Source organism: Methylobacterium aerolatum (genome assembly GCF_022179085.1).
Taxonomy (GTDB): Bacteria; Pseudomonadota; Alphaproteobacteria; order Rhizobiales; family Beijerinckiaceae; genus Methylobacterium; species Methylobacterium aerolatum.
The window spans coordinates 248,338-275,234 of sequence record NZ_BPQE01000004.1; the positions used below are offsets into that span (position 1 = coordinate 248,338).

The 26,897-nt window shown below is 71.1% G+C and carries 24 protein-coding genes; 8 read left to right on the forward strand and 16 right to left on the reverse strand.

The window, feature by feature from the left end:
• Nucleotides 1–3: 3 nt before the first annotated feature.
• The 4 genes from MFF06_RS03615 to MFF06_RS03630 all read right to left on the reverse strand — a co-directional run bounded on the left by MFF06_RS03615 (nt 4) and on the right by MFF06_RS03630 (nt 3,895).
• Nucleotides 4–495, reverse strand: coding sequence for a DoxX family protein (locus tag MFF06_RS03615; protein ID WP_238201629.1), 492 nt, complete (start codon nt 493–495; stop codon nt 4–6).
• Nucleotides 496–750: 255 nt separating this feature from the next.
• Complete coding sequence (locus tag MFF06_RS03620) at nt 751–1,920, reverse strand: multidrug effflux MFS transporter (RefSeq protein WP_238201709.1); 1,170 nt, start codon at nt 1,918–1,920, stop codon at nt 751–753.
• A 224-nt stretch (nt 1,921–2,144) separates the two neighbouring features.
• On the reverse strand, nt 2,145–3,434 hold the full coding sequence (locus tag MFF06_RS03625) for an MFS transporter (RefSeq protein WP_238201630.1): 1,290 nt from the start codon (nt 3,432–3,434) through the stop codon (nt 2,145–2,147).
• Nucleotides 3,435–3,460: 26 nt separating this feature from the next.
• Nucleotides 3,461–3,895, reverse strand: coding sequence for a MarR family winged helix-turn-helix transcriptional regulator (locus tag MFF06_RS03630; protein ID WP_238201631.1), 435 nt, complete (start codon nt 3,893–3,895; stop codon nt 3,461–3,463).
• A 196-nt stretch (nt 3,896–4,091) separates the two neighbouring features.
• On the opposite strand from MFF06_RS03630, the gene MFF06_RS03635 reads away from it, so the two are divergent.
• A complete protein-coding gene (locus tag MFF06_RS03635; protein ID WP_238201632.1) occupies nt 4,092–8,936 on the forward strand; it encodes an NAD-glutamate dehydrogenase in 4,845 nt (1,614 codons plus the stop codon).
• A gap of 150 nt (nt 8,937–9,086) precedes the next feature.
• Here MFF06_RS03635 and MFF06_RS03640 read toward each other — a convergent pair whose 3' ends face one another.
• Entirely contained in the window at nt 9,087–9,287 is a 201-nt protein-coding gene (locus MFF06_RS03640; RefSeq protein ID WP_238201633.1) for a hypothetical protein, read from the reverse strand.
• A gap of 190 nt (nt 9,288–9,477) precedes the next feature.
• On the opposite strand from MFF06_RS03640, the gene MFF06_RS03645 reads away from it, so the two are divergent.
• A complete protein-coding gene (locus MFF06_RS03645) occupies nt 9,478–11,277 on the forward strand; it encodes an outer membrane beta-barrel protein (RefSeq protein ID WP_238201634.1) in 1,800 nt (599 codons plus the stop codon).
• A gap of 36 nt (nt 11,278–11,313) precedes the next feature.
• On the opposite strand, the gene MFF06_RS03650 is transcribed toward MFF06_RS03645, so the two are convergent.
• On the reverse strand, nt 11,314–11,763 hold the full coding sequence (locus MFF06_RS03650) for a nucleoside deaminase (RefSeq protein WP_238201635.1): 450 nt from the start codon (nt 11,761–11,763) through the stop codon (nt 11,314–11,316).
• 126 nt (nt 11,764–11,889) lie between these two features.
• Here MFF06_RS03650 and MFF06_RS03655 point away from each other — a divergent pair, with 126 nt between their 5' ends.
• The 4 genes from MFF06_RS03655 to rsmD all read left to right on the forward strand — a co-directional run bounded on the left by MFF06_RS03655 (nt 11,890) and on the right by rsmD (nt 15,202).
• Nucleotides 11,890–12,081 carry a CsbD family protein gene (locus tag MFF06_RS03655; RefSeq protein WP_238201636.1) on the forward strand — a complete coding sequence of 64 codons (192 nt, stop codon included), beginning with the start codon at nt 11,890–11,892 and terminating at the stop codon, nt 12,079–12,081.
• 165 nt (nt 12,082–12,246) lie between these two features.
• A complete protein-coding gene (locus MFF06_RS03660; protein ID WP_238201637.1) occupies nt 12,247–12,423 on the forward strand; it encodes a DUF1328 domain-containing protein in 177 nt (58 codons plus the stop codon).
• 73 nt (nt 12,424–12,496) lie between these two features.
• The gene (locus MFF06_RS03665; protein ID WP_238201638.1) at nt 12,497–14,617 is read left to right on the forward strand and encodes a pseudouridine synthase; all 2,121 of its coding nucleotides are present in this window, start codon (nt 12,497–12,499) and stop codon (nt 14,615–14,617) included.
• A gap of 12 nt (nt 14,618–14,629) precedes the next feature.
• Entirely contained in the window at nt 14,630–15,202 is a 573-nt protein-coding gene (rsmD, locus tag MFF06_RS03670) for a 16S rRNA (guanine(966)-N(2))-methyltransferase RsmD (protein WP_238201639.1), read from the forward strand.
• 19 nt (nt 15,203–15,221) lie between these two features.
• Here the strand turns inward: rsmD and MFF06_RS03675 are convergent, their stop codons facing one another.
• Complete coding sequence (locus MFF06_RS03675; protein WP_238201640.1) at nt 15,222–15,680, reverse strand: helix-turn-helix domain-containing protein; 459 nt, start codon at nt 15,678–15,680, stop codon at nt 15,222–15,224.
• A 309-nt stretch (nt 15,681–15,989) separates the two neighbouring features.
• Entirely contained in the window at nt 15,990–18,407 is a 2,418-nt protein-coding gene (locus MFF06_RS03680; RefSeq protein WP_238201641.1) for a thiamine pyrophosphate-binding protein, read from the reverse strand.
• Between the two features lie 134 nt (nt 18,408–18,541).
• On the opposite strand from MFF06_RS03680, the gene MFF06_RS03685 reads away from it, so the two are divergent.
• On the forward strand, nt 18,542–19,009 hold the full coding sequence (locus MFF06_RS03685; protein ID WP_238201642.1) for an Lrp/AsnC family transcriptional regulator: 468 nt from the start codon (nt 18,542–18,544) through the stop codon (nt 19,007–19,009).
• A 15-nt stretch (nt 19,010–19,024) separates the two neighbouring features.
• Here MFF06_RS03685 and MFF06_RS03690 read toward each other — a convergent pair whose 3' ends face one another.
• The 6 genes from MFF06_RS03690 to MFF06_RS03715 form a co-directional block, all read right to left on the reverse strand.
• Nucleotides 19,025–19,315, reverse strand: coding sequence for a hypothetical protein (locus MFF06_RS03690; RefSeq protein ID WP_238201643.1), 291 nt, complete (start codon nt 19,313–19,315; stop codon nt 19,025–19,027).
• 543 nt (nt 19,316–19,858) lie between these two features.
• Complete coding sequence (gene gatB, locus MFF06_RS03695; protein WP_238201644.1) at nt 19,859–21,331, reverse strand: Asp-tRNA(Asn)/Glu-tRNA(Gln) amidotransferase subunit GatB; 1,473 nt, start codon at nt 21,329–21,331, stop codon at nt 19,859–19,861.
• 184 nt (nt 21,332–21,515) lie between these two features.
• The gene (locus MFF06_RS03700) at nt 21,516–21,815 is read right to left on the reverse strand and encodes a hypothetical protein (RefSeq protein ID WP_238201645.1); all 300 of its coding nucleotides are present in this window, start codon (nt 21,813–21,815) and stop codon (nt 21,516–21,518) included.
• On the reverse strand, nt 21,812–23,293 hold the full coding sequence (gene gatA, locus MFF06_RS03705) for an Asp-tRNA(Asn)/Glu-tRNA(Gln) amidotransferase subunit GatA (RefSeq protein WP_238201646.1): 1,482 nt from the start codon (nt 23,291–23,293) through the stop codon (nt 21,812–21,814). Before gatA ends, MFF06_RS03700 begins: the two co-directional genes overlap by 4 nt.
• Before the next feature lie 76 nt (nt 23,294–23,369).
• The gene (gene gatC, locus MFF06_RS03710; RefSeq protein ID WP_238201647.1) at nt 23,370–23,657 is read right to left on the reverse strand and encodes an Asp-tRNA(Asn)/Glu-tRNA(Gln) amidotransferase subunit GatC; all 288 of its coding nucleotides are present in this window, start codon (nt 23,655–23,657) and stop codon (nt 23,370–23,372) included.
• Nucleotides 23,658–23,744: 87 nt separating this feature from the next.
• Nucleotides 23,745–23,921: a hypothetical protein gene (locus MFF06_RS03715; protein ID WP_238201648.1), complete on the reverse strand. Its 177-nt coding sequence runs from the start codon at nt 23,919–23,921 to the stop codon at nt 23,745–23,747.
• Between the two features lie 161 nt (nt 23,922–24,082).
• Here MFF06_RS03715 and ruvX point away from each other — a divergent pair, with 161 nt between their 5' ends.
• Nucleotides 24,083–24,577: a Holliday junction resolvase RuvX gene (gene ruvX, locus MFF06_RS03720; protein ID WP_238201649.1), complete on the forward strand. Its 495-nt coding sequence runs from the start codon at nt 24,083–24,085 to the stop codon at nt 24,575–24,577.
• Nucleotides 24,578–24,716: 139 nt separating this feature from the next.
• Here ruvX and MFF06_RS03725 read toward each other — a convergent pair whose 3' ends face one another.
• Both MFF06_RS03725 and MFF06_RS03730 read right to left on the reverse strand, forming a co-directional pair.
• Nucleotides 24,717–25,484, reverse strand: coding sequence for an HTD2 family dehydratase (locus MFF06_RS03725; RefSeq protein WP_370876586.1), 768 nt, complete (start codon nt 25,482–25,484; stop codon nt 24,717–24,719).
• Nucleotides 25,485–25,555: 71 nt separating this feature from the next.
• Nucleotides 25,556–26,707 (reverse strand): CaiB/BaiF CoA transferase family protein, encoded by a 1,152-nt coding sequence (locus MFF06_RS03730; protein WP_238201651.1) that lies wholly within the window; start codon nt 26,705–26,707, stop codon nt 25,556–25,558.
• Nucleotides 26,708–26,897 lie beyond the last annotated feature (190 nt).

The window sequence follows — 26,897 nt, forward strand, 5'->3', positions numbered from 1 at the left end:
CCCTCAGGCCGCCGCGCGGGCCGGCGCGCGCTTGCCGCCGCCCTTCACGCCGCTCCTGGGGGCCGCCTTGGCCCGGGGGGCCGGGGCGCCGGCCCGCCAGCCGTCCCAGCTCCAGCCGCCGGGACCCATGAGGGCGTAAATGAGGTAGCCGCCCGCCAGCCCGAGGTCGGCGAGCATCAGCGTCCGCTCGGCGACGAGGGCCGGCCCGGTATATTGCCAGAAGGCGTGCAGCATCACCGCCGTGACCGCCGAGAAGGCCGCGAGCGCGAGGCCGGTCAGCCGGGGCAGCACGCCGAGGACGACGGCCAGCGGCCCGAACACCTGCACGACCACCGCCGCCGTCGCGACTCCGTTCGGGAACGGCATCCCGGCGCCGGCCAGCGTCAGCGCGAAGCCCGAGACGTTGAGGGCGCGGGCGATGCCCGTCGGCAGAAGGGCGGCGGCGAGGAGCAGGCGCGCGGCCAGCAGCGTACCGTCTTGGGCGCGGGAGAGCATCGGCGAAGTCCGGGTCGGGCGGCGATCGCACGAGCCTCGCGGGATCGGTTGAACGACCCGTTAAGCTCAACCGAAAATGGCGTGGATGAGAGCGATCCCGCCGGAACGCGGGGGCGTCGCGCCGTGCGGGCTTCGTCGGTGCCCGTCACCCCTCCGTCACTGCGAGTGCCACGTTTCGTTGGTCAGCGCGCTCTCCCTCCCCACAAGGGGACGGAGAGCGCGTCGCGCGCCCTGGTCCCAAGCCAGCGGGAACGCTCAGCCCGACGGCCCGTACCGAAAGAGCTGCCCCCGCTCGGTGATGGCGACGACAAGCAGCGCGAGGCCGCCGAGCGTCGCGTAGCCGATGCCGATGGGCAGGACCGTGCCGTCGAAGGACTGGCCGATGGCGTAACCGCAGCCCGCGCCGATGATCGTGGTGTAGAAGCCGAGGAAGGACGAGGCCGTGCCCGCCACCGCGCCGAGGGGCTCCAGGGCGAGTGCGTTGAAGTTCGGCATGGCGAAGCTGATCAGGAACTGGTTCGCGGCCAGCACGCCGAGGAAGAGGGGCAGCGGCGGGTGCCCGCCATAGGCCAGCCCAAGCGCCACCTGCCCGAGGCCGACCACCGTGAAGGCCAGGGTGCCCGCCTGCGACAGGCGCCGCATCCCGAGCCGCCGCACCGCCCGCGAGTTGATGAGCGTCGCCGCGCCCATCGCCCCGGCGACGAGGCCGAAGGCCACGGGGAAGAACACGCCGAGGTGGTATAGGCCGGTGTCGAACACCTGCTGGGCCGAGCCGACATAGCCCATGATGCAGCCGGTGAGCAGGCCGAGCGCCGTGGCGTAGCCCACCGCGATCCGGTTGGTGAGGGTCACCCGCACGGCCTGCGCCGTCGCCCTGAGGGACAGGGGCCGCCGGTACTCGGGATGCAGGGTCTCCGGCATCCGCCAGCCGAACCACGCCACCAGGATGAAGGCGAGGATCAGCATCGAGACGAAGACGTAGACCCAGGAGCCGAAGGCCAGCATCGCCCCGCCGATGGCGGGGGCAATCATCGGCACGATCAGGAACACCATCATGATGAGCGACATCACGCTCGCCATCTCGCGCCCGGCGAAGCGGTCGCGGACGATGGCCGTGGAGAGCACGCGGCCCCCGGCGGCGCCGATCCCCTGGATCACCCGCGCGGCGAGCAGCCAGCCGAAGCTCGGGGCCAGCATCGCCAGCCCGCAGCCCACCACGTAGACCGCGAGGCTCGCGAGCAGGACCGGCCGCCGCCCGAGGGCGTCCGACAGCGGGCCGTAGACGATCTGCGCCGGGCCGAAGCCCAGCATGTAGACGTAGACGAGGAGCTGCAGGTGGTTCGGGTCGGCGACCGAGAACCGCGCCTCGATCGCCGGGAAGGCCGGGAGCAGGTTGTCGATGGAGATCGCCGTCACCGCCATCATCAGGGCGACGATGGTGACGAACTCGGCGAAGCCCGGCCCGCCGGAGGCGCGGCGGGCACGAAGCGGCGGGGCCGCCGTCACGGGCGGGAGGGCATCGGACAAGGGGGGCTCGCTCAGACGGGGCGCGGGCGCCCGGTCCGCCGCCACCGCCTCCGGGGAGCCAGGCGCGGACCGGTCGGACGCGGGCGCCGGTATAGGACCAAACGCCCCGCGCGGGCCGCAGTTCAGGCCGGCAGCGGACGCATCGCCGGCTCCGGCTCGGGCCTGCGCCCGACGAAGAGGGCCATCATCGCCGCCACGAGGCAGAGAATGCCCGCCGCCACGAAGGCGCCGAGATAGGTGCCGGTCTCCGTCCGCGTGACGCCCGCGAGCCACGCCGCCGAGGCTGCGCCGATCTGGTGCATGGCCGCGATCCAGCCGAACATCAGGGCCGCGTTCTGCTCCCCGAACGCCTTGCCCGCGAGGTTCACCGTCGGCGGCACGGTGGCGATCCAGTCGAGCCCGTAGAAGACCGCGAAGAGCGACAAGCCGTAGAAGCTCAGGTCGAAGCTGTAGGGCAGGAAGATCAGCGAGAGGCCGCGCAGCGCATAGTACCACGCCAGCAGCTTCCTCGAATCGTACCGGTCGGTGAGCCAACCCGAGGCGGTGGTGCCGATGAGGTCGCAGATCCCCATCAGGGCGAGCAGCCCCGCCGCCCGCACCTCGGGAATGCCGTGGTCGAAGCAGGCGGGGATGAGGTGGGTGCCGATGAGCCCGTTGGTGGAGGCGCCGCAGATGAAGAAGGTGCCCCCGAGCAGCCAGAAATCCTTGGAGCGCAGGCCCATGCCGAGGCCGCGCAGCGCCCGCCGGGCCGGGTTCTCCGTGGAGACGGGCGTCGGCGTCAGGGCGGTCTCGCCGTAGCGCGGCAGGCCGAGATCCGCCGGGCGGTCCCGCAGGAAGAGCATCACCAGGGGCACGAGGACGAGGGTGCCCGCCGCCACGGTGAAAGACACGGTGCGCCAGCCGTGATCGGCCGCGAGGTGGGCGAGGACGGGCAGGAATACGAGCTGGCCGGTGGCGCTGCTCGCCGTCAGCAGGCCGAGCACCAGACCCCGCCGCTGCCCGAACCAGCGGTTGGCCACCGTCGCCCCCAGCACGTTGGCCACCATGCCCGAGCCCGAGCCGACGACGATGCCCCAGAGCAGCATCATCTGCCAGGGCGTCCGCATCATGCTGGTGGCGCAGGTGCCCGCGGCCAGCACGACGAGGGCCGCGCAAACCGAGAGCCGGAGGCCGAAGCGCTCGATGATCGCCACGGCGAAGGGGCCGATCATGCCGTAGAGGAAGATGTTGATCGCAATGGCGATGCCGATCGTCGCCGCGCTCCAGCCGAATTCCTGCTCCCACGGCACGATGAGCACGCTCGGCGTCGCGCGCACGCCCGCCCCGACGAGCAGGACGAGGAAGGTGATCGCGACCACCACCCAGGCGTAGTGGAACCGCGCGGGGACGGCCGGGGGGACGAGGGAGGGCATCGCGGCGGGCTCCGGGGGAACGGGCGTCAGTGGGATCCGATGGCCTCGGCCAGCGAGCGGACGGCGGCGGGATCGACCCGCCGCCGGACTTCTTCCTGGGCCCGGCGCCAGTGCGGCAGGGCCTCGGCGAGGGCTCGGCGCCCAGCCTCGGTCAGTTCGGCAAGGCGGTTGCGGGCATCGGCTTCCCCGGCCGCCACGCGCACGAGGCCGCGCCGCTCCAGGGGATCGAGGTTGCGTGCCATCGTCGTGCGTTCCAGCGCCGCCTCGGCCGCGAGCCGCGTGACCGGCAGCGGCCCGGCCTTGTCGAGGATGCGCAGGATCGCGAACTGCGTCACCCGCAGGCCGGTGGGCTTCAGGGCCGAATCGTAGACGGAGGTGAGCGTCCGCGCCGCCCGGCGCAGCACGCCGCAGGTACAGAAATCCTCGCCCGATCCCGTGCCCGTGCCGCGGCCGTCGCTCATGAAGCGTGTATATGCACCTAAATCATACCAATCAAGCGACGATCGCGGACGGCGGCCACACGGGACGGTTGCGCTCGCGGCCCGCGAGCGGTGACGGAACCGGGCGATCCTTGCCTCCGGCAGGGTCCGCGTCTTCGACTCGTCGAACGCCTCTGCTAACCCTCGACCCGTCGACCACCCGGTTCGGGAGTTGCCCGTGAGCCTCGAGACCGCCACCGCCCTGTCCTCGAACGAGGAGCGCAGCGCCCGGACGGGCCTCATCGACTCGGCGGCGGAGGCGGTCGCGCGACGCGGCGGGCCGGGCGGATTCGTCCGCGACCTGTTCGGGCGGGTGCCGCCGGAGGATCTCGCGCCCTGCACCGCCGAGACCCTGGCCGACCTCGCCGGCCGGGCGCGGGACTTCCTCGCAAGCCCCCGCCATCCGGGCGACCCGGCGCGGCTGCGCCTCTCCGACGCGACCGTCCTCCGCGATGGGCGTCCGCGGGAGGTGACGGTGCTGGAGATCGTCAACGACAACCGGCCCTTCCTCCTCGACTCGACGCTGGCGGCCCTCACCGCCCACGGGCTCACCGCCGATCTCGTGGCCCACCCGATTCTCGGCGTCGAGCGCGACGGCGGCGGTGCCCTGACGCGGGTGGTGGGGGAGACCACCGCCGACGCCCACGGCAGCCTCGCCCGCGAGAGCCTGATCCATATCCACCTCGATCGCCTGGAGGGCGAGGCGCGCAAGCTGCTGGAGGCGGGCCTCGTGCAGGTCCATGCCGACGTGGCCGCCGCCGCCGCCGACCACGCCGCGATGCGCGACCGCCTCGCGGCGCTCGCCGCCGAGTACGGCCGGACGCCCTCGCCCCTGCCGGAGGCCGAGACGGGCGAGGCCCGCGCCTTCCTCACTTGGCTCGGTGACGGCCATTTCACCCTGCTCGGGATGCAGGAGCACGGCATCCAGGGCGAGGCCCACCCCCTCGTGCCGGGCACGAGCCTCGGCGTGCTGCGCGACCCCGGCACGGCGGTGTTGCGCCGGGGCGGGAGCCTCGTGGACTACACGCCCGAGATCCTGGCCTTCCTCGAAGAGCCGCAGGCCCTCATCATCACGAAGGCGAGCGCGAAATCCCGCGTCCACCGCAGCGCCCATCTCGACTATATCGGGGTGAAGCTGTTCTCGCCCTCCGGCAAGTTGTCGGGCGAGATCCGCATCGTCGGCCTGTTCACGGCCGCCGCCTATGCCAGCCCCGCCCGCGAGGTGCCGGTGCTCCGCCGCAAGGTCGAGGCGGCGGTGGCCCGCGCCGGGCTCGACCCCACGAGCCATGCCGGCCGCAGCCTGCTCGCCGTGCTGGAGACCTATCCGCGCGACGAACTGTTCCAGATCGACAGCGACCGGCTGACCCGCTTCGCGCTGGGCATCGTCGACCTCGCCGACCGGCCGCGCATCCGGGTGCTGACCCGGCCCGACCGGTTCGGGCGCTTCGTCTCGCTCCTCGTCTACGTGCCGAAGGACCGGTACGATTCCACCGTCCGCGCCCGGATCGGCGCCTACCTCGCCCAGAGCTTCGGCGGCCGGGTCTCCGTGGCCCAGCCGGATTTCCCCGAGGGGCCGCTGGCCCGCACCCACTACATCATCGGCCTGTCCGAGGAGGGGCCGCTGGAGCGCGACCCGGCCGGGCTGGAGGCGGGCGTCGCGGCGATCGTGCGCACCTGGGCCGACGGCCTGCGCGCCGCCCTCGCCGAGCGAGGCGACGGCAGCCGCGCCCGGACCCTCGCCGCCCGCTACGCCGAGGCGTTCTCGGCGGCCTATCGCGAAAACTTCCTGCCCGAGGTGGCGGTGGAGGACATCGCCATCCTCGAATCCTTAAGCGAGGCGAACCCCCGGGCCGTCTCGATCGGCCGCCGCGACACCGATCCGCCCGCGCAGATCCGCCTGAAGGTGTTTTCGCGCGGCACTGCCATCGCCCTGTCCGACCGGGTGCCGGGCCTCGAGAACCTCGGCTTCCGGGTCATCAACGAGCGGACCTACCGGGTCCACCCGCCCGGCGCCGCCGAGGGCGACCGGGTGTGGCTGCACGACATGCTGATCGAGCGCGCCACGGGCGCGGCCATCGACGTGGCCGCCCTGGAAAGGCCCCTCGAAGCCGCGATGCTCGCCGTCGCCGACGACCTCGCGGAGTCCGACGCCTACAATCGCCTCGTCCTGGAGGCTGCCCTCCCCTGGCGGGAGGCGGCGCTGCTGCGCGCCTACGGCCGCTACCTGCGCCAGCTGCGGATCCGCTACGGGCAGGACTACATCGCCGGGACGCTCACCCGGCACCCCGCCATCGCCCGCGACCTCGTCGCGCTGTTCCGGGCGCGCTTCGACCCGTCCGCCGAGGGGGACCGGGACGCGGCGGAGGCCGGGATCCGCGCGCGGATCGAGGAGGCGCTGTCCGCCGTCACCAGCCTCGACGACGACCGCATCCTGCGCCGCTTCGTGAACCTCATCGAGGCGACGCTGCGCACCAACGTCTTCCAGACCGACGAGGCGGGCGCCCCGCGCGGCACGATCAGCTTCAAGTTCGCCTGCGCCAAGGTTTCGGGGATGCCCCTGCCCCGGCCGCTCTTCGAGATCTTCGTCTACTCCCCCCGCGTCGAGGGCGTGCACCTGCGCTTCGGCTACGTGGCGCGCGGGGGCCTGCGCTGGTCCGACCGGCCGGAGGATTTCCGCACGGAGATCCTCGGCCTCGTGAAGGCGCAGCAGGTCAAGAACGCGGTGATCGTACCGGTGGGCGCCAAGGGTGGCTTCTATCCCAAGCGCCTGCCCCCGGCCTCCGACCGCGCCGCCTGGATGGCCGAGGGCACCGAGAGCTACCGGATCTTCATCCGCACGCTCCTCGAACTCACCGACAACATCGTGGACGGCGAGATCGTCCCGGTGCCGAACACGGTGCGCCACGACCCCGACGACGCCTACCTCGTGGTCGCCGCCGACAAGGGCACCGCGACCTTCTCCGACATCGCCAACGCCATCTCCCTGGAGAAGGGCCACTGGCTCGGCGACGCCTTCGCCTCGGGCGGCAGCCAGGGCTACGACCACAAGGGCATGGGCATCACGGCGCGGGGGGCCTGGGAGGCAGTGAAGCGCCACTTCCGCGAGATGGACCTCGACACCCAGGCCGACCCCTTCACCGTCGTCGGCGTCGGCGACATGTCGGGCGACGTGTTCGGCAACGGGATGCTGCTGTCGCGCACCATCCGGCTCGTCGCGGCCTTCGACCACCGCGACATCTTCCTCGACCCCAACCCCGACGCGGCCACGGCCTTCGCCGAGCGGCAGCGGCTGTTCTCGCTCGGCCGCTCCTCGTGGGCGGATTACGACAAGGGCCTGATTTCGGCGGGCGGCGGCGTGTTCTCCCGCAGCCTCAAGACGATCCCCCTCTCCCCCGAGGTGCGCGCGGCGCTGGCCTTCGACCGGGCCGAGGCGACGCCGACGGAGCTGATGCAGGCGATCCTGAAGGCTCCCGCCGACCTGCTCTGGTTCGGCGGCATCGGCACCTACATCCGCGCCACCACCGAGAGCGACGACGAGGCCGGCGACCGGGCGAACGATGCCGTGCGCATCACCGGGTCGGACCTGCGCGCCAAGGTGGTCGGTGAGGGCGCCAACCTCGGCCTGACCCAGCGCGGGCGCATCGAGGCGGCCCGCGCGGGCGTGCGGCTCAACACGGACGCCATCGACAACTCGGCGGGCGTGAACACCTCCGACGTCGAGGTGAACATCAAGATCGCCCTGATGGGCCCCGAGCGCGACGGGCGCCTCGACGAGGGCGCCCGCAACGCGCTGCTCGCCTCCATGACCGACGAGGTCGGGCGCCTCGTACTCCGCAACAACGAGTTGCAGACGCTCAGCCTGTCGCTGGCCCAGCGCGGCGGCCTCGGGGAGACCGGCTTCGCCGTGCGGACGATGCAGGCGCTCGAAGCCGAGGGGCGCCTCGACCGGGCCGTGGAGTACCTGCCCGACGACGGCACCCTCGCGGATCGGATGCGCCGGGGCGAGGGCCTGACCCGGCCGGAATACGCCGTGCTTCTCGCCTACGCGAAGCTCTCGCTCCACGACGCGATCATCGCCAGCGCGGTGCCGAACGACCCGTATTTCGACCGGGAGTTGCAGCGCTACTTCCCGAAGGAACTGCGCGAGCGCTTCCCCGACGCGGTGAAGTCCCACCGCCTGCGCCGGGAGATCATCAGCACGGCGCTCGCCAACATCATCGTCAACCGGGGCGGTCCCTCCCTCGTCACCCGGCTCATCGACGGCACGGGGGCCGACGCGGCGACCATCGCCAAGGCCTACGCCGTGACCCGCGACGCCTTCGGCCTGATGGAGCTCAACCTCGCCATCGACGGGCTCTCGGGCAAGGTCGGCGGGCAGCAGCAACTCGCCCTCTACGGAGAAGTGCAGGACCTCCTCCTCAGCCGGATCGTCTGGTTCATCCGCAACCTCGATCTCGGCGGCGGCCTCGCCCCCATCGTGGCGCGCTACCGCGACGGCGTCGCCGCCGTCGAGGCCGCCCTCCCCCGCGTGCTCGACGGGCAAGCCCTGGCCGAGGTGGAGGCCCGGGCGGCGGAACTCGCCGGCCACGGCATGGCGGAGCCGCAGGCGCGGCGCCTCGCCAGCCTCACGGCCCTGATCTCTGCGCCGGATATCGTGCGCGTCGCCGAGATGAGCGGGCGGCCGGTGGAGGAGGTCGCCGCGACCCACTTCGCTCTGGAGCACGAATTCGGCCTCGACGCCCTCGCGGCGGCGACGCGGACGGCGCCGGTGGCCGACACCTTCGACCGGATCGCCCTTGAACGGGCGGTCGCCGGGATCGCCACCGCCCACCGGAAACTCACCGCCGAGGTGGTGACGGATATCGGCGCCGGGCCGGAGGCCGTGGCCGCCTGGGTCAATGCGCGCGGAACGCCGCTGGCCCGGATCCGCGAGGCGGTCGAGGGCATCGCGGCCTCCGACCTCACCGTGTCCCGCGCCACCGTCGCCGCGAGCCTGCTCGGCGACCTCGTCCGGGCGACGTGAGAGTCCGGCCGGAAAGGTCGTCCGTCCCCTCCGTCCTTGCGAGCGGAGCGAAGCAATCCAGGGATGCGCTACGTTCGGAAACGGCCCGTTGCCCTGGATTGCTTCGCTGCGCTCGCAAGGACGACGAGGGCTTCAGGGGCCGCCGGCACCTCAGGTCGAGCGCGCGCGGGGAGAAATGCTGACGTTGCGGAGACCTCCGCTTCGCGGCGGCGTCTCGGGCAGAAAAGCGAGCTGGATGACGAAATCTTGAACCCGTCCCGTCGCCACCGGCGCGCGGGAGGGCAAATGTAAACAAAGGTTGAAGACCGCCTTGCGCTCTTTCGTATCAATCGAGGACTTCAGCGCGGACAACCTGTAATATTATCGGCCGTCAGGCATTCGCCTTCATTGACCGCGCATTAACCGCCCTCCGATAGACCCGGTTAACCTTGACGAAGGATCAACGGCGGGCGCGAGAGCCTTCCGCGTCCGTCGCAGGCGCGTGCGGGACGAGTGGGGGCGACGGGTGGCGGGCGCGAGAACCGACAGCGAATCCCTGCGGATGCGCGGTGCGTCCGTGTCCGGGACGGCGGCCGGTGCAGCCTTGGCGCTCGCCGTGGCGCTGACTCCCGGCCCTGCCGAGGCCCAGACGCCGCGCTTCGATGCGATCAGCCCCGTCTCGGGTCAGCCGGACAACCCGGGCGTCGGCCAGGAGACCGGACCGAACGGCCTGCCCTTCCTCCGCCGGGGTTACTCGGAGAGCGATCCCGGCGGCCGGGGCCGCGTTCCGTCGAGCTTCAGCAGCGGCAGCGGCGGCGATTCCGGGGCTGGGACCTCGCAACTCGGCGCCTCGGGCCAAGCCTTCCCCTCCGCGACCGGGCTGGCCGGCGCGAACGGGCGCCCCGGCATGGGGGGCGACCGGACCGGCGGCGTCTCGACGGGCACGGCCAACCGCGCCCTCTCGGGTCCCCTGCGGGTGCGCGCCGCGCCGCCCCGGCGCGCCGGACTCGCGACGAAGCAGACCATCCGCGAGGTGACGCAGATCACCACGCAATCCCCGACCCTCGTGCCCGTGGTGCAGCAGCCCGTGGTGGGCGTGCCGCTGCCCGCGAGCACCGCGAGCCAGCGCCTGCCGATCCTGGCGCAAAGCGCGGTCCTCGGGCTGCTGACGCCGGGCTTCATCCTCGGCACCGACGTGTCGCGCCCGATCCCCGCCGATCCGGCCTATGCGCCCATCGGCTTCAAGCTCGGCAGTTTCACGGTGCTGCCCTCCTTCACGCAGGGCATCGGCTACGATTCCAACCCCGACCAGACGACACGCCAGTTCGCCAAGGGGTCGGTGGCCTTCCGCACAGAAGCCACCGTCGACTTCCGCAGCGACTGGTCGTCGAGTTCCCTCGACGGCTCCCTGCGCGGCGCCTACTTCGAGACGCCGCAGAACGAGATGGCGAGCCGCCCCTCGGCGGACGGCATCGTGAACCTGCGGATCGACGCGACCCGCGACCTGCAATTCACCGCGCAGGGGCGCGCCATCCTCGACACCCAGCGCACGTCGAGCCCGAACCTCCAGGCGGTGACCGCCACCGGCCGTCCCCAGATCGCCCTGTACGGCGGCACGGTCGGGGCGACGCAGAGCTTCAACCGCCTGTCGGTGACGGTGGCCGGATCGGTGGACCGCTCGGAATTCGAGGACGCGCGCCTGTCGAACGGCAGCGTGATCCGCCAATCGGACCGCAACCTCAACCAGTACGCCCTGCGCCTGCGCACCGCCTACGAGGTGACGCCGGACTTCGCGCCCTTCGTGGACGTGATCGCCGACACCCGCGTCTACGACCAGCGCGTCGACATCTTCGGCGTGCGGCGCGATTCCGACGGGTTGAGCCTGCTCGGCGGCGCCCGCGTCGGCTTCGGTCGCACCCTCACGGGCGAGGTCTCGGCGGGCGTCCAGCACCGCGACTACGTGGACCGGACCCTGCGCAACATCGATGCGCCGCTGATCAACGCCACCCTGTCCTGGGCGGCGACGCCCCTCACCACGATCCGGCTGAACGCGGCCACGGGCGTGACGGAGACCACCATCCCCGGCTCCAGCGGCGTGCTCACCCAGGTGGGGACGCTGGAGGTCCAGCACGATCTCTTCCGCAACCTCTCCATCGTCCTCGGCGGCTCGGTCCTGCACAACGAGTACAAGAACAGCCCGATCCGCGAGGACGGCTTCTCCACCACCGCCCGGCTCGACTACCGCTTCACCCGCTGGCTGACCCTGCGGGCGGCCTACATCTTCCAGGAGGTGCACAGCACCTCGTCCGGCTCCAGCTTCCGCGATAACACCGTGCTCGTCGGGATGCGGGTGAACCCCTGATCCGGCCATTCCGGTGTAGCTGCCGGTCCGGCCCGGTCACGGCCCACGGCGGCCGGCGAAGAAGGTGCGCAGCAAATCGGCCGCCTCTGCCTCGCGGAAGCCGCCATAGACCTCCGGCGCGTGGTGGCAGGTCGGCTGGTTGAAGACGCGCGGCCCGTGCTCGACGCCGCCGCCCTTGGGGTCCGGCGCGCCGTAATAGAGGCGCCGGATGCGCGCGGCGGAGATCGCCCCGGCGCACATCGGGCAGGGCTCCAGGGTTACGTAGAGGTCGCAGCCCGTCAGCCGTTCGTCCCGGAGGGCGGCGCAGGCGGCGCGGATCGCCAGGATTTCCGCATGGGCCGTGGGGTCGTGGAGCGCCCGCGGCCGGTTGTGAGCGACGGCGAGGACCTGCCCGTCGCGCAGGATCGCGGCGCCCACCGGCACTTCACCCTCCGCGGCGGCGCGGCGCGCGGCATCGAAGGCGAGGTCGAAGGGCGTCTCAGCCACGGGTCGCTCCGGCGTCGCCGGGCCGGACGTCACACGATGATGTTAACATTCGGAACATACCCGCGGCCAAGCCCGTTTCTGGTCCAACGCGGCGAGGCCGTAACTGGATAGGATTGGAAGGACGCCATGAGCAGCACCACCGACAAGATCAAGGGCGCCGCCAACGAGCTGGTCGGCAAGGCCAAGCAGGGCATCGGCGACGCCACCGGCAACGACAAGATGAAGGCCGAGGGCGCCGCCCAGGAGCTCAAGGGCAAGACCCAGAGCACGGTCGGCGACGCCAAGGACACCGTCAAGTCCACCGTCGGCAAGCTCTGAGGCGATCCTCGGGTTCGCAAGCCCGGGCACCCTGACCGGGTTGCCCGGCGCCTCCCGAGCAGGCAGGCAAGACCCAGGTTGCGTCAAACGGGTTCAGCAGGAGCGGCGTCGGCCCGGCGCCGCTCCTTTCCTTTGGCAGTCGAGGTATCTTTTAGGGAGCGCACCATGATCGGTTGGGCCGTCACCTTTCTCGTCGTCGCGCTGGTCGCAGCCCTGCTCGGCTTCGGTGGCATCGCCGGTACGGCCATGGAGGCTGCGAAGCTGGTGTTCTTCATCGCCATCGCCCTGTTCCTGATCTCCGCCGTGTTCGGCGTCCTGCGCGGGCGGTCCCCGAGGCTCTGACCCGGCGCGGTTCCGGCGCGCTTCGGCAACCGCCGGTCTCGCCTGAGGCGGGCGGCTCTGTTATGGGCCGCCCATGACCGACATTCCGAACGACGATTCCTCCAAGCCCGAGGGCGAGGAGGACAAGGCCGGGGCTTCCACGACCGCGTGGAAGCCCGCCACCGACGCGGGCAGTGAGGCCCAGGCCGCCCAGGCCGCCGAGAGGCCGCGCAAGGCCACCGGCACCAAGGGCCGCGCCGCGCCCAGCGGCGAGCAGACCCTTCGCCGCCGCTCCGCCCCCGACGCGACGGCGCAACCCGCCGCCGTCGCCGATTCGCATCCCGGGTCCGAAGCGGATCAGGCCGAGACCTTTGCCGGCGAGCGCATCGCCAAGGCCATCGCCCGAGCCGGCCTCGCCTCCCGCCGCGACGCGGAGGCCATGATCCTCGACGGTCGTGTCAGCGTGAACGGGGAGGTCATCCACTCGCCCGCCCTCAACGTGACGGACGAGGACCGGATCGTCGTCGATGGCGAGCCGCTGCCCACGCGCGAGCGGACACGGCTGTGGATCTTTCACAAGCCGCGCGGCCTCGTCACCACCGCCCGCGACCCGGAAGGGCGCCAGACGGTGTTCGAGGTGTTGCCGGAGGACATGCCGCGGGTCGTCGCCGTCGGCCGTCTCGACATCAACACCGAAGGGCTCCTGCTCCTCACCAACGACGGCGGCCTCGCCAAGGTCATCGCCCACCCCGACACGGGCTGGTTGCGCCGCTACCGGGTGCGCGCCCACGGCGACACCGATCAGGCCCAGCTCGACCGCCTCGCCAAGGGCGTCACCATCGACGGCATGGAGTACGGTCCCATCGAAGCCACCCTCGACCGGGTGCAGGGCGACAACCTGTGGCTGACGCTCGGCCTGCGGGAGGGCAAGAACCGCGAGGTCAAGCGGATCCTGGAGCATCTCGGCCTGTACGTGAACCGCCTGATCCGGCTGTCCTTCGGACCGTTCCAGCTCGGCGACCTCGAAGTCGGGCTCGTGGAGGAGGTGCGCACGCGGGTGCTGAAGGACCAGCTCGGCAAGACGCTGGCCGAGCAGGCGGGCGTGGACTTCGAGAGCCCCGTGCGCGAGCCGATCTCGCCCTTCGGCGGACCGGCCAAGGCGCCGCGCTCGGAGTCCGCTCCGGCCCGGGGGCAGCCCCGCCGGGACGCCGCCCGCCCCGCGCCGCAGAAGGTGTCGACCGGCGGCACCGGCCCGACGCTGCGCCGCTCCGTGTGGCGGGCCGACGAGGGCGAGGGACCGAACTACCGTCCCGGCCGGGTGCCCCGGCGCGGCTCGGACCCCCGCGAGGCACAGGCGGCCGTGGCCGCCGAGCGCGGCCGCGAACGGGTCGGCGCGATCAAGGCGGGCGAGCGCCGCGTGCTGGTGGAGCGCCTGTCGCCCACCCCGCCGCAGCCCGTGCGCGAGGAGGCTCCCCGCCGCCGCTACGCGAAGGCCGGATCCGCCCCGGCCCAGGGCGGCGGTTTCCGTGACAGCGGCCGCGACGATGCCCGCCCCTTCCGCACCCGCGATGGCGGCGACGAGCGCGCTCCCCGCGGGCGCGCCTTCGGCCAGGGCGATGGTGCAGGCTTCCAGCGGGGCGAGCGCACCGGCGGCCCCCGGCGCGAGGCCGGGGCGGCGCCGCGCGACCGGGCGGGTGATCGGAACGAGGGCGGTGCCCGGTTCCAAGACCGGTCCGAGGACCGGTCCAAGGACCGGCGCGGCGGCCGCGACGAGGGCGGCTTCGCGGGGCGTCCGCCGCGCGGACGTGCCGAGGGCGGCGAGGGATTCCCGGGACGTGGCGGCCGTCCGGCCGCCAGGGACGCCGGTGGGGATCGCGCCGGCGGCGGGGCGTCCCGTGGCCCGCGGCCGGAGGGCAGGCCCGGCGGCTTCAAGGCGGGCGGCAAGCCCGGCGGTTCCCGCGAGGGGGGCTTCAAGGGAGCGTCCAAGCCCGGCGGCTTCAAGGCGGGCGGTGCGCGGGACGGCGGCTTCAAGGGCAACGGGGCCGGTGGCGGACCCGGCGGAGGGGCACGCAGCGGTCCCGGCCGTGGCGGACCGAAGGGCGGCGGCTTCAAGGGCGGCGCTGGGCCCAAGGGTGGCGGCTTCAAAGGGGGCGGCGGCTTCAAGGGTGGCGGCTCCTCCGGCGGCGGCGGGCGTCCGCCGCGCGGCGGCCGATAGGCGGTCCCGGCGGTGAGGATCGTCGGTGGCGAATGGCGGGGACGGCGTCTGGCGACCCCGAAGTCGGAATCGATCCGTCCGACCTCCGACCGCCTGCGGGAGGCGCTGTTCAACGTCCTCGCCCACGCCTACGACGATGCCGTGGATGGGGCGCGGGTGCTCGATCTCTTCGCGGGGACGGGCGCCCTCGGCTTCGAGGCCCTCTCACGGGGGGCCGCCTACGCGCTGCTCGTGGATGACGGCGCCGAGGCGCGCAGCGTGATCCGCACCAACATCGAAGCCTTCGGCGCGGAGGGCGTCACACGCCTCTTCCGCCGGGACGCGACCCGGCTCGGGCCGTCCGGCCCGGCGGGTCGCTTCTCCCTGGTCTTCTGCGATCCGCCCTACGGGCGCGACCTCGCCCCGGCGGCGCTCGCGAGCGCCGCAGCCGGCGGATGGCTCGCGGAGGGTGCGCTGGCGGTGGTGGAGGAGAGCGGTGCCGCGACCGTCACTCTGCCTCCGGGCTTCGCCGAACTGGAGCGGCGGCCTTACGGCGAGACGGTGGTGATCCTGGCGCGCTACGCCGGCGCGGGTGACGTGGGCTGACCGCCCCCGTTTCCGTCTTTCAATGTGTCGAGGGCTGCGCCGGGGGCTGCTCGGCCGGTCGCTCGTCGTCGTCGCCCGCCGTGGCGGGTTTCGATGCATTGGCGACGCGGAGGGACGCCTTCACCATCATGAGGATGCTGCGACGCATCTCCTCATCGGGAATCGTCGCGTAGGCGCGCAGGAGATCGATCGCCCCCTCGCTGTTCAGGAGCATCTCGATCGCGTCGTCGGGATTGTTCTGCGACGTATCTTCGAAGAACGTCGACACGGGCACGCCCAAGCGATCGGCAATCGCCTGTAAACGGCCGGCGCCAATACGGTTCTTTCCGGCTTCGTATTTTTGAACCTGTTGAAAACTGATGCCCAGGGCCTCCGCAAGCTGCGATTGGCTGAGCCCATGGGCAGTGCGAAGCAATGCGATCCGGCTTCCGATCCCGTGATCGACCGGTGTCGACTGCTTCGGTTTGGCCTTTGTCATCGAGAGCAACCCCCGTTGCGCCGTTTGAAATGAACGGTGCCATGTACCACTTCTGGTTACACAATTGCCATCGGTGAAACGGTGCGAGTGCGCACAACCTGATTGTGGGCGACCATCGACGTGGTGGCTTCTGCAATGCGGAAGGTTTGTCGCCATGAGGTGGGATAAGACAACCTAAAGACCTCCTTACGGAGCCCGATGGACCGCTCCGCTCCGGCGCCTTGCGGCAGTATCCCGCAGGAGCCTCACCCCTGAACGACCGAGCCGGGGACGGCGAAGACATCCCCGCTCGCCTGGCATTCGACGGCGTCAGGCACGCAGGGGCGACGCCTCCGCGAGCCTGTGGCCATAGCCGCGCATCCGAATCGGGCGCTCAGGGGCGAGTGCCCCGGCAGCGGCCACGATGCCCCGGGCATCGAGGCCGTAATGGCGGTAAAGGTCCGCCACCGTCCCGGTCTGGCCGAATCGCTCGACGCCCAGCGCGCGGGTGCGGTGGCCGAGCACGGAGCCGAGCCAGCCGAGGGTCGCGGGGTGTCCGTCCACGACGGTGACGATGCCGCAATGGGGCGGCAGGCGCTCCAGCAGGTTCTCGATCGGCGCCCGCGCCGTCCGGTCCCCGGCCTCGCGGGCGCGCTGAGCGGCGGTCCAGCCGGCATGGAGAACGTCCGCCGAGGGAACGGCGAGCAGGCCGATGTCGCGCCGGTCCTCGGCCATGAGTCCCACCGCCTCGATCGCCTCCGGGGTCGGGGCGCCGGTGACGGCGACGACGAGGTCGGCGTTGGGGCCCGGCTCGCGCAGCCAGTAGGCGCCCTGCACGATGCCGCGGGAGAGGTCCGGGGTCATCGCCCGCTGCGGCTGGGCGATGGTGCGCGTGGAGAGGCGCAGGTAGACCGAGCCGCCCTCCTTGCCGTCGCGCTGCACGTAGTCGAAGGCGTGGGCCATGATCACCGACAGCTCATCGACGAAGGCCGGCTCGTAGGTGGCGAGCCCGTCCTGCGCCATGCCGATCAGCGGCGTGCCGATGGACTGGTGCGCCCCGCCCTCCGGCGCCAGCGTCACGCCCGAGGGGGTGGCGGCGATGATGAACCGGGCATCCTGGTAGCAGGCGTAGTTCAGGGCATCGAGGCCCCGGCAGATGAAGGGATCGTAGAGCGTGCCGACGGGGATCAGGCGCTCGCCGAACAGCCGGTCCGAGAGGCCCAGCGCCGAGAGGAGCAGGAACAGGTTCATCTCGGCGATGCCGAGTTCCATGTGCTGGCCCTTGGCGGAGAAGTCCCAGTTGAAGGTCGAGGGGATGCGCTCGGACTTGAACAGGTCGCGCAACTCCTCGCGGGCGAACAGGCCGCGCCGGTTCACCCAGCCACCGAGATTGGTCGAGACGGTGACGTCTGGCGAGGTGGTGACGATCCGCTCGGCGAGCGGCGTCTGACCCTTGCCGATCTCGTTGAGGATCAGTCCGAATCCGGCTTGGGTCGATAGCGAGGGCTGGCGCGGGCACGGAAAATCCTCCGGCACGGCGAGCTTCGGGGCCGAATAGCGGCGGGGGCCGCTCTTGAAGAACGGCGTGTCCGCGATGAACCGGCGCAGGTCCGCCTCGGGCAAGGCGGCGCCCTCGAAGGGCTCCCACTCGTGACCTTCGCGGACGCCGACCTTGTCGCGGAACAGCTCCGTCTGGGCCGGGGTGAGCAGGCCCGAATGGTTGTCCTTGTGGCCGGCCAGCGGCAGGCCGTAGCCCTTCACCGTGTAGGCGATGAACACGGTGGGCCGGTCGTTGTCCGCCGCCTCGAAGGCCTTCAGCAGGTTCACCATGTCGTGGCCGCCGAGGTTGCCCATCAGCGCGGCCAAGGCGTCGTCATCCCGGCGGGCGACGAGGGCGAGCGCGTCGGCATCGTCGGCGAGGTCCTGGTTCAGGCGCCTGCGCCACGCGGCGCCGCCCTGGAAGGTCAGGGCCGCGTAGAGCTGGTTCGGCGCCGTGTCGATCCAGTCCCGCAGGCGCCCGCCGCCCGGCTCGGCGAAGGCCGCGTCCATGAGGCTCCCGTATTTCAGGATCACCACGTCCCACCCGAATGATCTGAAGATCTCCTCGAACCGGCTGTAGAGCCCCTCGCGGATCACCGCGTCGAGGCTCTGGCGGTTGTAATCGATGATCCACCACGTCTTGCGCAGGCCGTGCTTCCAGCCCTCCATCAGGGCCTCGAAGATGTTGCCCTCGTCCATCTCCGCGTCGCCGACGAGCGCGACCATGCGGCCCTCCGGCTGGTTCAGCCCCCAGCCGTGGGCGCGGACGTAATCCCGCACCAGGGAGCCGAACAGCGTCTGCGCCACGCCGAGGCCGACGGAGCCGGTGGAGAAATCGACGTCGTCCGTGTCCTTCGTCCGCGAGGGGTAGGACTGCACGCCGCCGTAGCCGCGGAAGTTCTCGAGCTTCTCGCGGGTCTGACGCCCGGCGAGGTACTGGATGGCGTGGAAGACGGGGCCCGCATGGGGCTTGACCGCGACCCGGTCCTCCGGCCGGAGGGCGGCGAAATACAGGGCCGTCAGGATCGTCGCCATGGAGGCCGAGGAGGCTTGGTGCCCGCCGACCTTCATGCCGTCGTGGTTTGGGCGGATGTGGTTGGCGTTGTGGATCGTCCAGGTGGAGAGCCATAGGGCCCGCCGCTCCAATTCCCCGAGGTAGGACAGGCGCGGATCGGCGGCGGCGGAGTGCGTGCTGATGGCGGGCGACATGGCTGGCGGCTTGGCGATCTCTGCGGTCGATGGCCGACGATGCCTCAGACGCAGGGGCGAAAGTTGCCAAATCCGCCCGCCGGCGGATGAATTTTAGCGGATTTCGCCCCGCTGGGCGGCTAGGATGGCACATCATGCCCGAACGCCCCATCGACCGTATCGACCGCAAGATCCTCGCCGAGTTGCAGCGGGACGGCCGCATCACCGTTCAGGAACTGGCCGAGCGGGTCGGCCTGTCGCCCTCCCCCACCCTGAGGCGCGTGCGGATGCTGGAGGAGGCGGGCATCCTCAAGGGTTACGTGGCCCTGGTGGATCAGGCGCGGGTCGGCCTGCCGATCTCGGTCTTCGCCTCGGTGAAGCTGGAGCGGCAGCGGGAGGAGGAACTCGACCGCTTCGCGGAAGCCGTCGCCCGCTGGCCCGAGGTGGTGGAATGCTACCTGATGACCGGGCGGCACGACTATCTCGTGCGGGTGGTGGTGCCCGACCTCGCAGCCTACGAACGCTTCCTCAAGGACAAGCTCACCCGCCTCGACGGCGTGGGCTCGATCGAATCGAGTTTCGCCCTCGGGCAGGTGAAGTATACCAACGTGTTGCCGGTCTAACCGCTCAGGCCGGTCTCAGTATTGGGTGCCGGTGAACCGGCAGATCGTCTTGCAGCGCGGGCCGCCATTGGTCCAGTAGGATTTGGCGTGGCCGATCGAGCCGGTCATGTCCTGGGTCGGGTTGCCGCCCGGCCGCTTCACGACGATGTTGCACGGGTCGCGCGGCGTCCGCTGGTAGCGGGGGCAGGCGGGCGTGTCGCGTCCCGCGAGCAGATCCATCAGCGTCTCGGGCCGCGCGCCAGCCGAACCCACGGCGGCCGCGACCAGGGTGACGGCGGCGACGGCGATCAAAGCGAGTCTTCGCATGGATGCTCTCCATCTGGGCACGATCTGCATGATTTGCCGGCAGATGGAGGTATAGATGCAAATACACTGGGCAAAAGTGCCTGGGCGCACATGATTATGCGCGTTTTTTAATCCCAAAATTATTGTATTTATTGGAGGGATTATTTTGGAGTTCGGCAGGGGCGCCGGGCGAAACCTCGCATGTCGGCGCATTCTCCCGCCGAGCCACGGTCACGCCATCAGTGTCGTTTCGATCCAGCTTGGATCGACGCGCTCCCTCGTCTTTGCGAGCGAAGCGAAGCAATCCAGGGATGCGCCACGGTTGAAACCGGCCCGTTGCCCTGGATTGCTTCGCTTCGCTCGCAAAGACGAAAGGGCGACGACCTCTTTGGCCAGATGCTCGGACGTCCCGCGCCCTGGCTTGCTTACGCTCGTGCTCGCGATGACGTTGGAGTGGGGACGCGGTGTCGCGCTCGGGGCGCACCGGGCGCCCGGCCCCAGGCCGGTCTGATGGCGCTGCGCTGGGGCGTGGTCCCCGCGGCCTGGGCCGCGGGGCATGAACCCTCACTCGATCCCGAGCTTGGCCTTGAGAAGGGCGTTCACCGCCGCCGGGTTCGCCTTGCCGCCGGTAGCCTTCATGGTCTGGCCGACGAACCAGCCGAGCAGGGTCGGCTTCTCCTTGGCCTGGGCCACCTTGTCGGGGTTTTTGGCGATGATGTCGTCCACGGCGGCCTCGATGGCGCCCGTGTCGGTCACCTGCTTCATGCCGCGCGCTTCGACGACGGCGCGCGGGTCGCCGCCCTCCGACCAGACGATCTCGAACAGGTCCTTGGCGATCTTGCCGGAGATCACGCCCTCGCCGATCAGGTCCACGATGGCGCCGAGCTGCTCGGCGGAAACCGGCGTCGCCTCGATGCCCAGCCCCTCCTTGTTGAGGCGGCCGAACAGCTCGTTGATCACCCAGTTCGCCGCCGCCTTGCCGTCCCGCCCCTTGGCCACGGCCTCGTAATAGTCGGCCGAGGCGCGCTCGGCGACCAGCACGCCCGCGTCGTAGGGCGAGAGGCCGAAGTTCTTCACGAATCGCGCCTTCTTGGCGTCCGGCAGTTCCGGCAGGCCCTGGGCGAGGCCGTCCACGAAGGCTTGGTCGAACTCGAGGGGCAGCAGATCCGGATCGGGGAAGTAGCGGTAATCGTGCGCCTCTTCCTTCGAGCGCATGGAGCGGGTCTCGCCCTTGCCCGGATCGAACAGGCGGGTCTCCTGATCGATGGTGCCGCCGTCCTCGATGATCGCGATCTGGCGCCGCGCCTCGGTCTCGATGGCCTGGCCGATGAAGCGGATCGAGTTGACGTTCTTGATCTCGCAGCGGGTGCCGAGCGGCTCTCCGGGGCGGCGGACCGAGACGTTGACGTCGGCGCGCAGGCTGCCCTTCTCCATGTCGCCGTCGCAGGTGCCGAGGTAGCGCAGGATGGTGCGCAGCTTGGTCACGTAGGCCTTCGCCTCCTCGGACGAGCGCAGGTCCGGCCGGGAGACGATCTCCATCAGCGCGACGCCGGAGCGGTTGAGGTCCACGAAGCTGCGGGTCGGGTCCTGGTCGTGCAGGGACTTGCCCGCATCCTGCTCCAAGTGCAGCCGCTCGATGCCGACGGTGAAGGAGGAGCCGTCGAGCATGTCGACCAGCACCTCGCCCTCGCCGACGATCGGGTCCTTGTACTGGGAGATCTGATAGCCCTGGGGCAGATCCGGGTAGAAGTAGTTCTTCCGGTCGAACACCGAGCGCAGGTTGATCTTGGCCTTGAGACCGAGGCCCGTGCGCACCGCCTGTGCCACGCATTCCTGGTTGATCACCGGCAGCATCCCCGGCATCGCCGCATCGACCAGCGAGACGTGGTCGTTGGGCTCGCCGCCGAAGGCCGTGGAGGCGCCGGAGAACAGCTTCGCCCGGCTCGTCACCTGGGCGTGGATCTCCATGCCGATCACGACCTCCCAGTCGTGCAGGCCGCCCTTGATCAGCTTCTTGGGGTCAACGGGTGCGTTCATGATCGGTCCGAATAGGTATGGCGCTCAGACCCGCACCGTCATCGCGAGCGCAGCGAAGCGATCCAGGGCGGCGGGACTTCTCAGAACGGCGCGCATCCCTGGATTGCTTCGCTCCGCTCGCAAGGACGGTACTGATCGCGGATCCACCGAATGATGTGTTTCTAGGAGCCCCGCGCGCCAAGAATCAAGCGCGCCGTCCCATCGCCTGGCGGGCGCCGTAGCCGATCATCGCCCAGAGCAGGGCCGCCACGGCGCGGACGCTGAAGAAGGTCGGCCCGTCATGGGTGATGGGCGCGGGCCAGGGGATCCCCGCCGCCGAGACGGCGTAGGAGAACAGCACGGCGATGGCGAAGGCGGCGATGGCCGCGATGAAGCACTTGCCGAACTGGTCGGCCTTCCAGCCGAGGTAGAGGGCCACGACGATCAGGGCCGGATCGAACCCGGCCCAGATCCAGACGGTCCAGGGATAGAAGGGGACGGTCATGCCCACCACGGCGCAGGCAGCTGCGTCCTTCCGGCGGAATCCTCGATCACCTGGGCGGCGGCGAACAGCGTCTCCTCGTCGAAGGGACGGCCGATGAGTTGGAGGCCGAGGGGCAGGCCCTGTGCGTCGAGGCCCGCCGGGACGGCGATGCCGGGCAGGCCCGCCATGTTCACCGTCACGGTGAACACGTCGTTGAGGTACATCTCCACCGGGTCGGCGTTCGCCTTCTCGCCGATGCCGAAGGCGGCCGAGGGGGTCGCGGGCGTCAGAATCGCGTCCACGCCGTCGGCGTAGGCCGCCTCGAAATCGCGCTTGATGAGCGTGCGGATCTTCTGCGCGCGGACGTAGTAGGCGTCGTAGTAGCCCGCCGACAGCACGTAGGTGCCGATCATGATCCGGCGCTTCACCTCGCGGCCGAAGCCCGCCGCGCGGGTGTTCTCGTACATCCCGGCGATGTCCTTGCCCGGCACCCGCAGGCCGTAGCGGACACCGTCGTAGCGCGCGAGGTTCGAGGAGGCTTCGGCGGGGGCGACGATGTAATAGGCGGGCAGCGCGGCGGAGGTATGGGGCAGCGAGATCTCCTTGATCGTCGCCCCGGCGGCCTTAAGCCACGCGGCGCCCTCCTCCCACAGCTTCTGGATCTCGGCGGGCATCCCGTCGACCCGGTACTCCTTCGGGATGCCGATGGTGAGGCCCTTGATGCCCCGGCCGACGGAAGCCTCGAAATCCGGCACGGGCAGGTCGGCGCAGGTGGTGTCGCGGGCGTCCGCCCCGCTCATGGAGGTGAGCAGGATCGCGCAGTCGCGTACCGTGCGGGCGATGGGGCCCGCCTGATCGAGGGAGGAGGCGAAGGCCACCGTGCCCCAGCGGGAGCAGCGGCCATAGGTCGGCTTGATGCCTACCGTGCCGGTGAAGGCGGCGGGCTGTCGGATCGAGCCGCCGGTATCGGTCGCCGTGGCGCCCAGGCACAGTCGCGCGGCCACCGCCGCCGCCGAGCCGCCCGAGGAGCCGCCGGGGACGATGGCGGCCTCGGAGCCCTTCCGGCGCCAGGGGGAGACGACGTTGCCGAAGGCGCTGGTCTCGTTGGACGAGCCCATGGCGAACTCGTCGAGGTTGAGCTTGCCGAGCATGACGGCGCCGTCGCGCCAGAGGTTGGCGGAGACCGCCGATTCGTAGTGCGGCGTGAACCCCTTCAGGATCTTTGAACCCGCCGTCGTCTCGACGCCGTCGGTGCAGAACAGGTCCTTGATCCCGAGCGGGATGCCCTCCAGCGGGCGCGCCCCGCCGGAGGCGATCTTGGCGTCGGAGGCGTCGGCCATGGCCAGCGCCTGCTCGGGTGTTTCGAGAAGGTAGGCGTTGAGGGCGCGTGCCTTCGCCATGGCGTCGAGATGCGCCTGGGTCAGCTCGCGGGCCGAGAGGCTCTTGGCCTTCAGGGCGTCCCGCGCCTCGGCGAGGGTGAGTTCGTTGGGGCTGCTCACGGGTCTTCAGGTCCCTGCGCGCCGCGATGGGCGCCTGCACGCGGAAATCGGCGAGGCCGACGGGTCGGCCGGCGGGCTACTCGACGACCTTCGGCACGAGGAAGTAGTTGTCCTCGGTCTCGGGGGCGTTGGCCACCACGTCGTCGGCGCGGCCCCCATCGGTCACCGCGTCCTCGCGCTTCTTCATCGCCATGGGCAGGACCGAGGTCATCGGCTCCACGCCCGAGACGTCGATGGCGCCGAGTTGCTCCACGAAGGCGAGGATGTTGTTCAATTCGGCGCCGAGCGGCCCGACTTCGTCGTCGGTCACCGCGATCCGCGCCAGGTGCGCGATCCGGCGCACTGTCTTCTCGTCGACCGACATGCCGTCCCATTCTTCGCGGCCGCGGACCCGTTTCCCCGGCCGGTCGGGCTATAGCACCGGGCCTCGAAGCCCCGCAACGCGGCCGCGTCAGGTCACGACGTGGTTCGGGGTGAAGACCTGCTCGACGCTGATGCCCGGCCGCTTGATCGGCTGCATCACCGCCTGGGTGCAGCCGAAGACCATAACCTCGAAGGCGAGGAGGAGCATCCAGCGATGGCGGCGGCGCCGCGCACGGGCGTCCCGGGAATCAGAAGCGACCGGCAAGACCGTCTCCGGAAAAGCGATTAACGAAGCTTTAACCAGTGTAGACGGGCGCGGCTCCCGGTCCATCCGCAGCGATTTCACGAATGGTTAACCCTGTGGACGGCGCGGCTGGCGCGCGGCGCCGCCGTGGCGTAGGCCGGTCCGGTGGGAAAAGGGCCCGGATGGACAAGCAGACATTCCGTGACTTCGCGGCGGCCTCCCGGGGCGGGGCGCGTCTCGTCGGGGTCGATCTCGGCACGAAGACGATCGGGCTGGCCCTCTCGGACCTCGGCCGCCAGATCGCGACCCCGCTGGAGACCATCCGGCGGGTGAAGTTCACGCCGGACGCCCAGCGCCTGAAGGCGATCTGCGAGCAGCACCGCGTGGGCGGCCTCGTGATCGGCCTGCCGCTCAACATGGACGGAAGCGAGGGGCCGCGGGTGCAATCGACCCGCGCCTTCGCCCGCAACCTCGCGCCGATCCTGCCCCTGCCGGTCCTGTATTTCGACGAGCGCCTGTCCACGGCGGTGGTCACCCGCGCGCTGATCGAGGCCGACGCCTCGCGCCAGCGCCGGGGCGAACTCGTGGACAAGCTCGCCGCCGCCTACATCCTCCAGGGATGTCTCGACGCGATGCGCAACGTCGCGGACGGAGATTTCGCCGGGGACGAGGACTGAGCCGCCGCTGCCCCCTCGCCGTCTTCGGCGAGCGTGGGCCGGGGCAACCCAGGGAGACGCACCGGTCGGAGGCGTCCCGCTGCGCTGGACCCCTTCGGTCGCGATGACGGGAATGGCTGCGGCCGTCGCGGTGAAAGATCTAGAGGAAGGCCCGCGTCCGCATGCAGACCCGGCCTTGGGCATCGAGGGTCACGCCCTCCCAGCCGTCCCCGCTCCGCCTCCCGCAGACCGAGAAGGTCTGGTTGGCGGTCATCGGCGACTGTCCGCGATGGGTGAACCGGGACGGCGTCCGGCCGAGCTGCGTCGCCGCGAGGTTCACGAGCAGGGTCGCCTGGACCGGCCCGTGGACCACGAGGTCGGCATAGCCCTCGACTCCCGTCGCGTAGGGGTGATCGTAGTGGAAGCGGTGGCCGTTGAAGGTCATGGCCGAGTAGCGGAACAGGAGGGTCGGCGTGGCGGGGACCGTCCAGACCTGCCCGTAGGCGGACGGATCGTCCCGCTCGGGTGCGGCGGCCGTGCCGGTCTGCGCGCCGGCCGCCTCGCGGTACACGATGTCCTGCCGCTCGCGGATCGCGGGGCCGGACGGGCCCGCGATCACGTGGTCCACGGTGACGAAGCACAGGCGGCCGCTGCGGCCCTCCTTGAAGGCCACGTCCCGCAGGGTTTCGACGCGGGTGACCGCGTCGCCCTCCCGTAGGGGCGCGAGGAACTCGACCTCGCCCCCCGCCCACATCCGCCGGGGCAGCGGCACCGGAGGCAGGAACCCGCCCTTGGCGGCGTGGCCGTCCGGGCCGAGGGCGTCGGCGGCGGGCGTCTCCGGTGCGAGGCACCAGTGCAGGGCTGGCCACGCCTCCCCCGCCGCCACGGGGGCGAGATGGGGGGCGAAGGTTGCCCGGAACTCCGCCATCAGCCGGGGCGTGACGAGGTCCCGCCCCTCGCGGGTGCGGCCGATCCAGGCGGCCAGATCCTGCTCGATGCTCACGCGGCGAACTCCTCGCGGATGCGAACGCTGTGCTCGCCGATCCCGGGCACGGGGCCGAGGGGGCGGACCTCGCCGTCGACGAGCACCGGCGGCGCCACGATCCTCGCCGTCCCGGCGGGCGTCTCGACCTCGACGCGCGTCAGGGCCGGGTGGCTGGCGAGGTCACCGAGGCCGTTCACGAAGCCGTAGGCGGTGCCCGCCGCCTTGAGCCGCGCGGCGGCCTCCTCCCGCGTCATGGCGGCGAAGACCCGGCCGATCCGCCCGTCCACGGCCGCGCGGTTGGCGACCCGGGCGTTGTTCGACTCGAAGCCGGCCGCGCGGGCGAGCGGCGCCTCACCGAGGACATGCGCGCAGAAGGCGGCCCATTCCCGCTCGTTCTGGATCGCGATCAGCACGAGGCTGTCGTCGGCGGTGCCATAGGCCCCATAGGGGCTGATGGAGGGATGGGCGAGGCCGATCCGCTGCGGCGCCCGGCCGGTGCCCTCGAAATACAGGAGCGGCACGTTCATCCAGTCGGCGGCGCCGCTGAACAGGCTGGCCTCGAGGGCCGCCCCTTCCCCCGTGATGCTCCGGGCGATCAGCGCCTCCAGCACGGCGGCGTGGGCATCCATGCCGCAGGCGACGTCGCAGACCGAGACGCCGACGCGCCCCGGCCCGGCCGGGTGGCCGGTGATGCCGGCCAGACCGCTCTCGGCCTGAACCAGGAGATCGTAGGCCTTCATGTCCTCGTAGGCGTGGCCGCGCCCGTAGCCCGAGATATCCACCGTGATGAGGCGCGGATGCCGGGCGCGCAGCTCCGTCGAGCCGAACCCCGCACGGGCGGCGGCGCCGGGGGCGAGGTTCTGCACGAACACGTCCGCCCGCGCGAGGATGGCGTGGAGCAGCGCCGCGTCCCGCGGGTCCTTGATGTCGGCGACGAGGCTCTCCTTGCCCCGGTTCAGCCACACGAAATAGCTCGCCATGCCGTTGACGGCGGCATCGTAGCCCCGGGCGAAATCCCCCTCCGGCCGCTCGACCTTGATGACCCGCGCGCCCGCATCCGCAAGGCGCGAGGTGCAGTACGGCGCGGCCACGGCCTGTTCCAGGGCGAGGACCGTGAGGCCCTTCAAGGGCAGCGAGGTGGTTCGGTCCTGACCGCCCGGCGGCATGGTCCCCTCCCGGCGCGCCCCGGCAGGGCGCTGTAGCGCCAGAGATGGGGCACGCGGCCGTCCTGTCGAATCCGCGCGGCCATGCCTTGGATCGGCGGCGGAAGGTGAGTCCGGGCTCCGAATGTTCACCCCTAGAATGTGGAGAGAGTATTGAGTGAAACCCCGAGTTTTATCGGCGAGAAAAGACTAG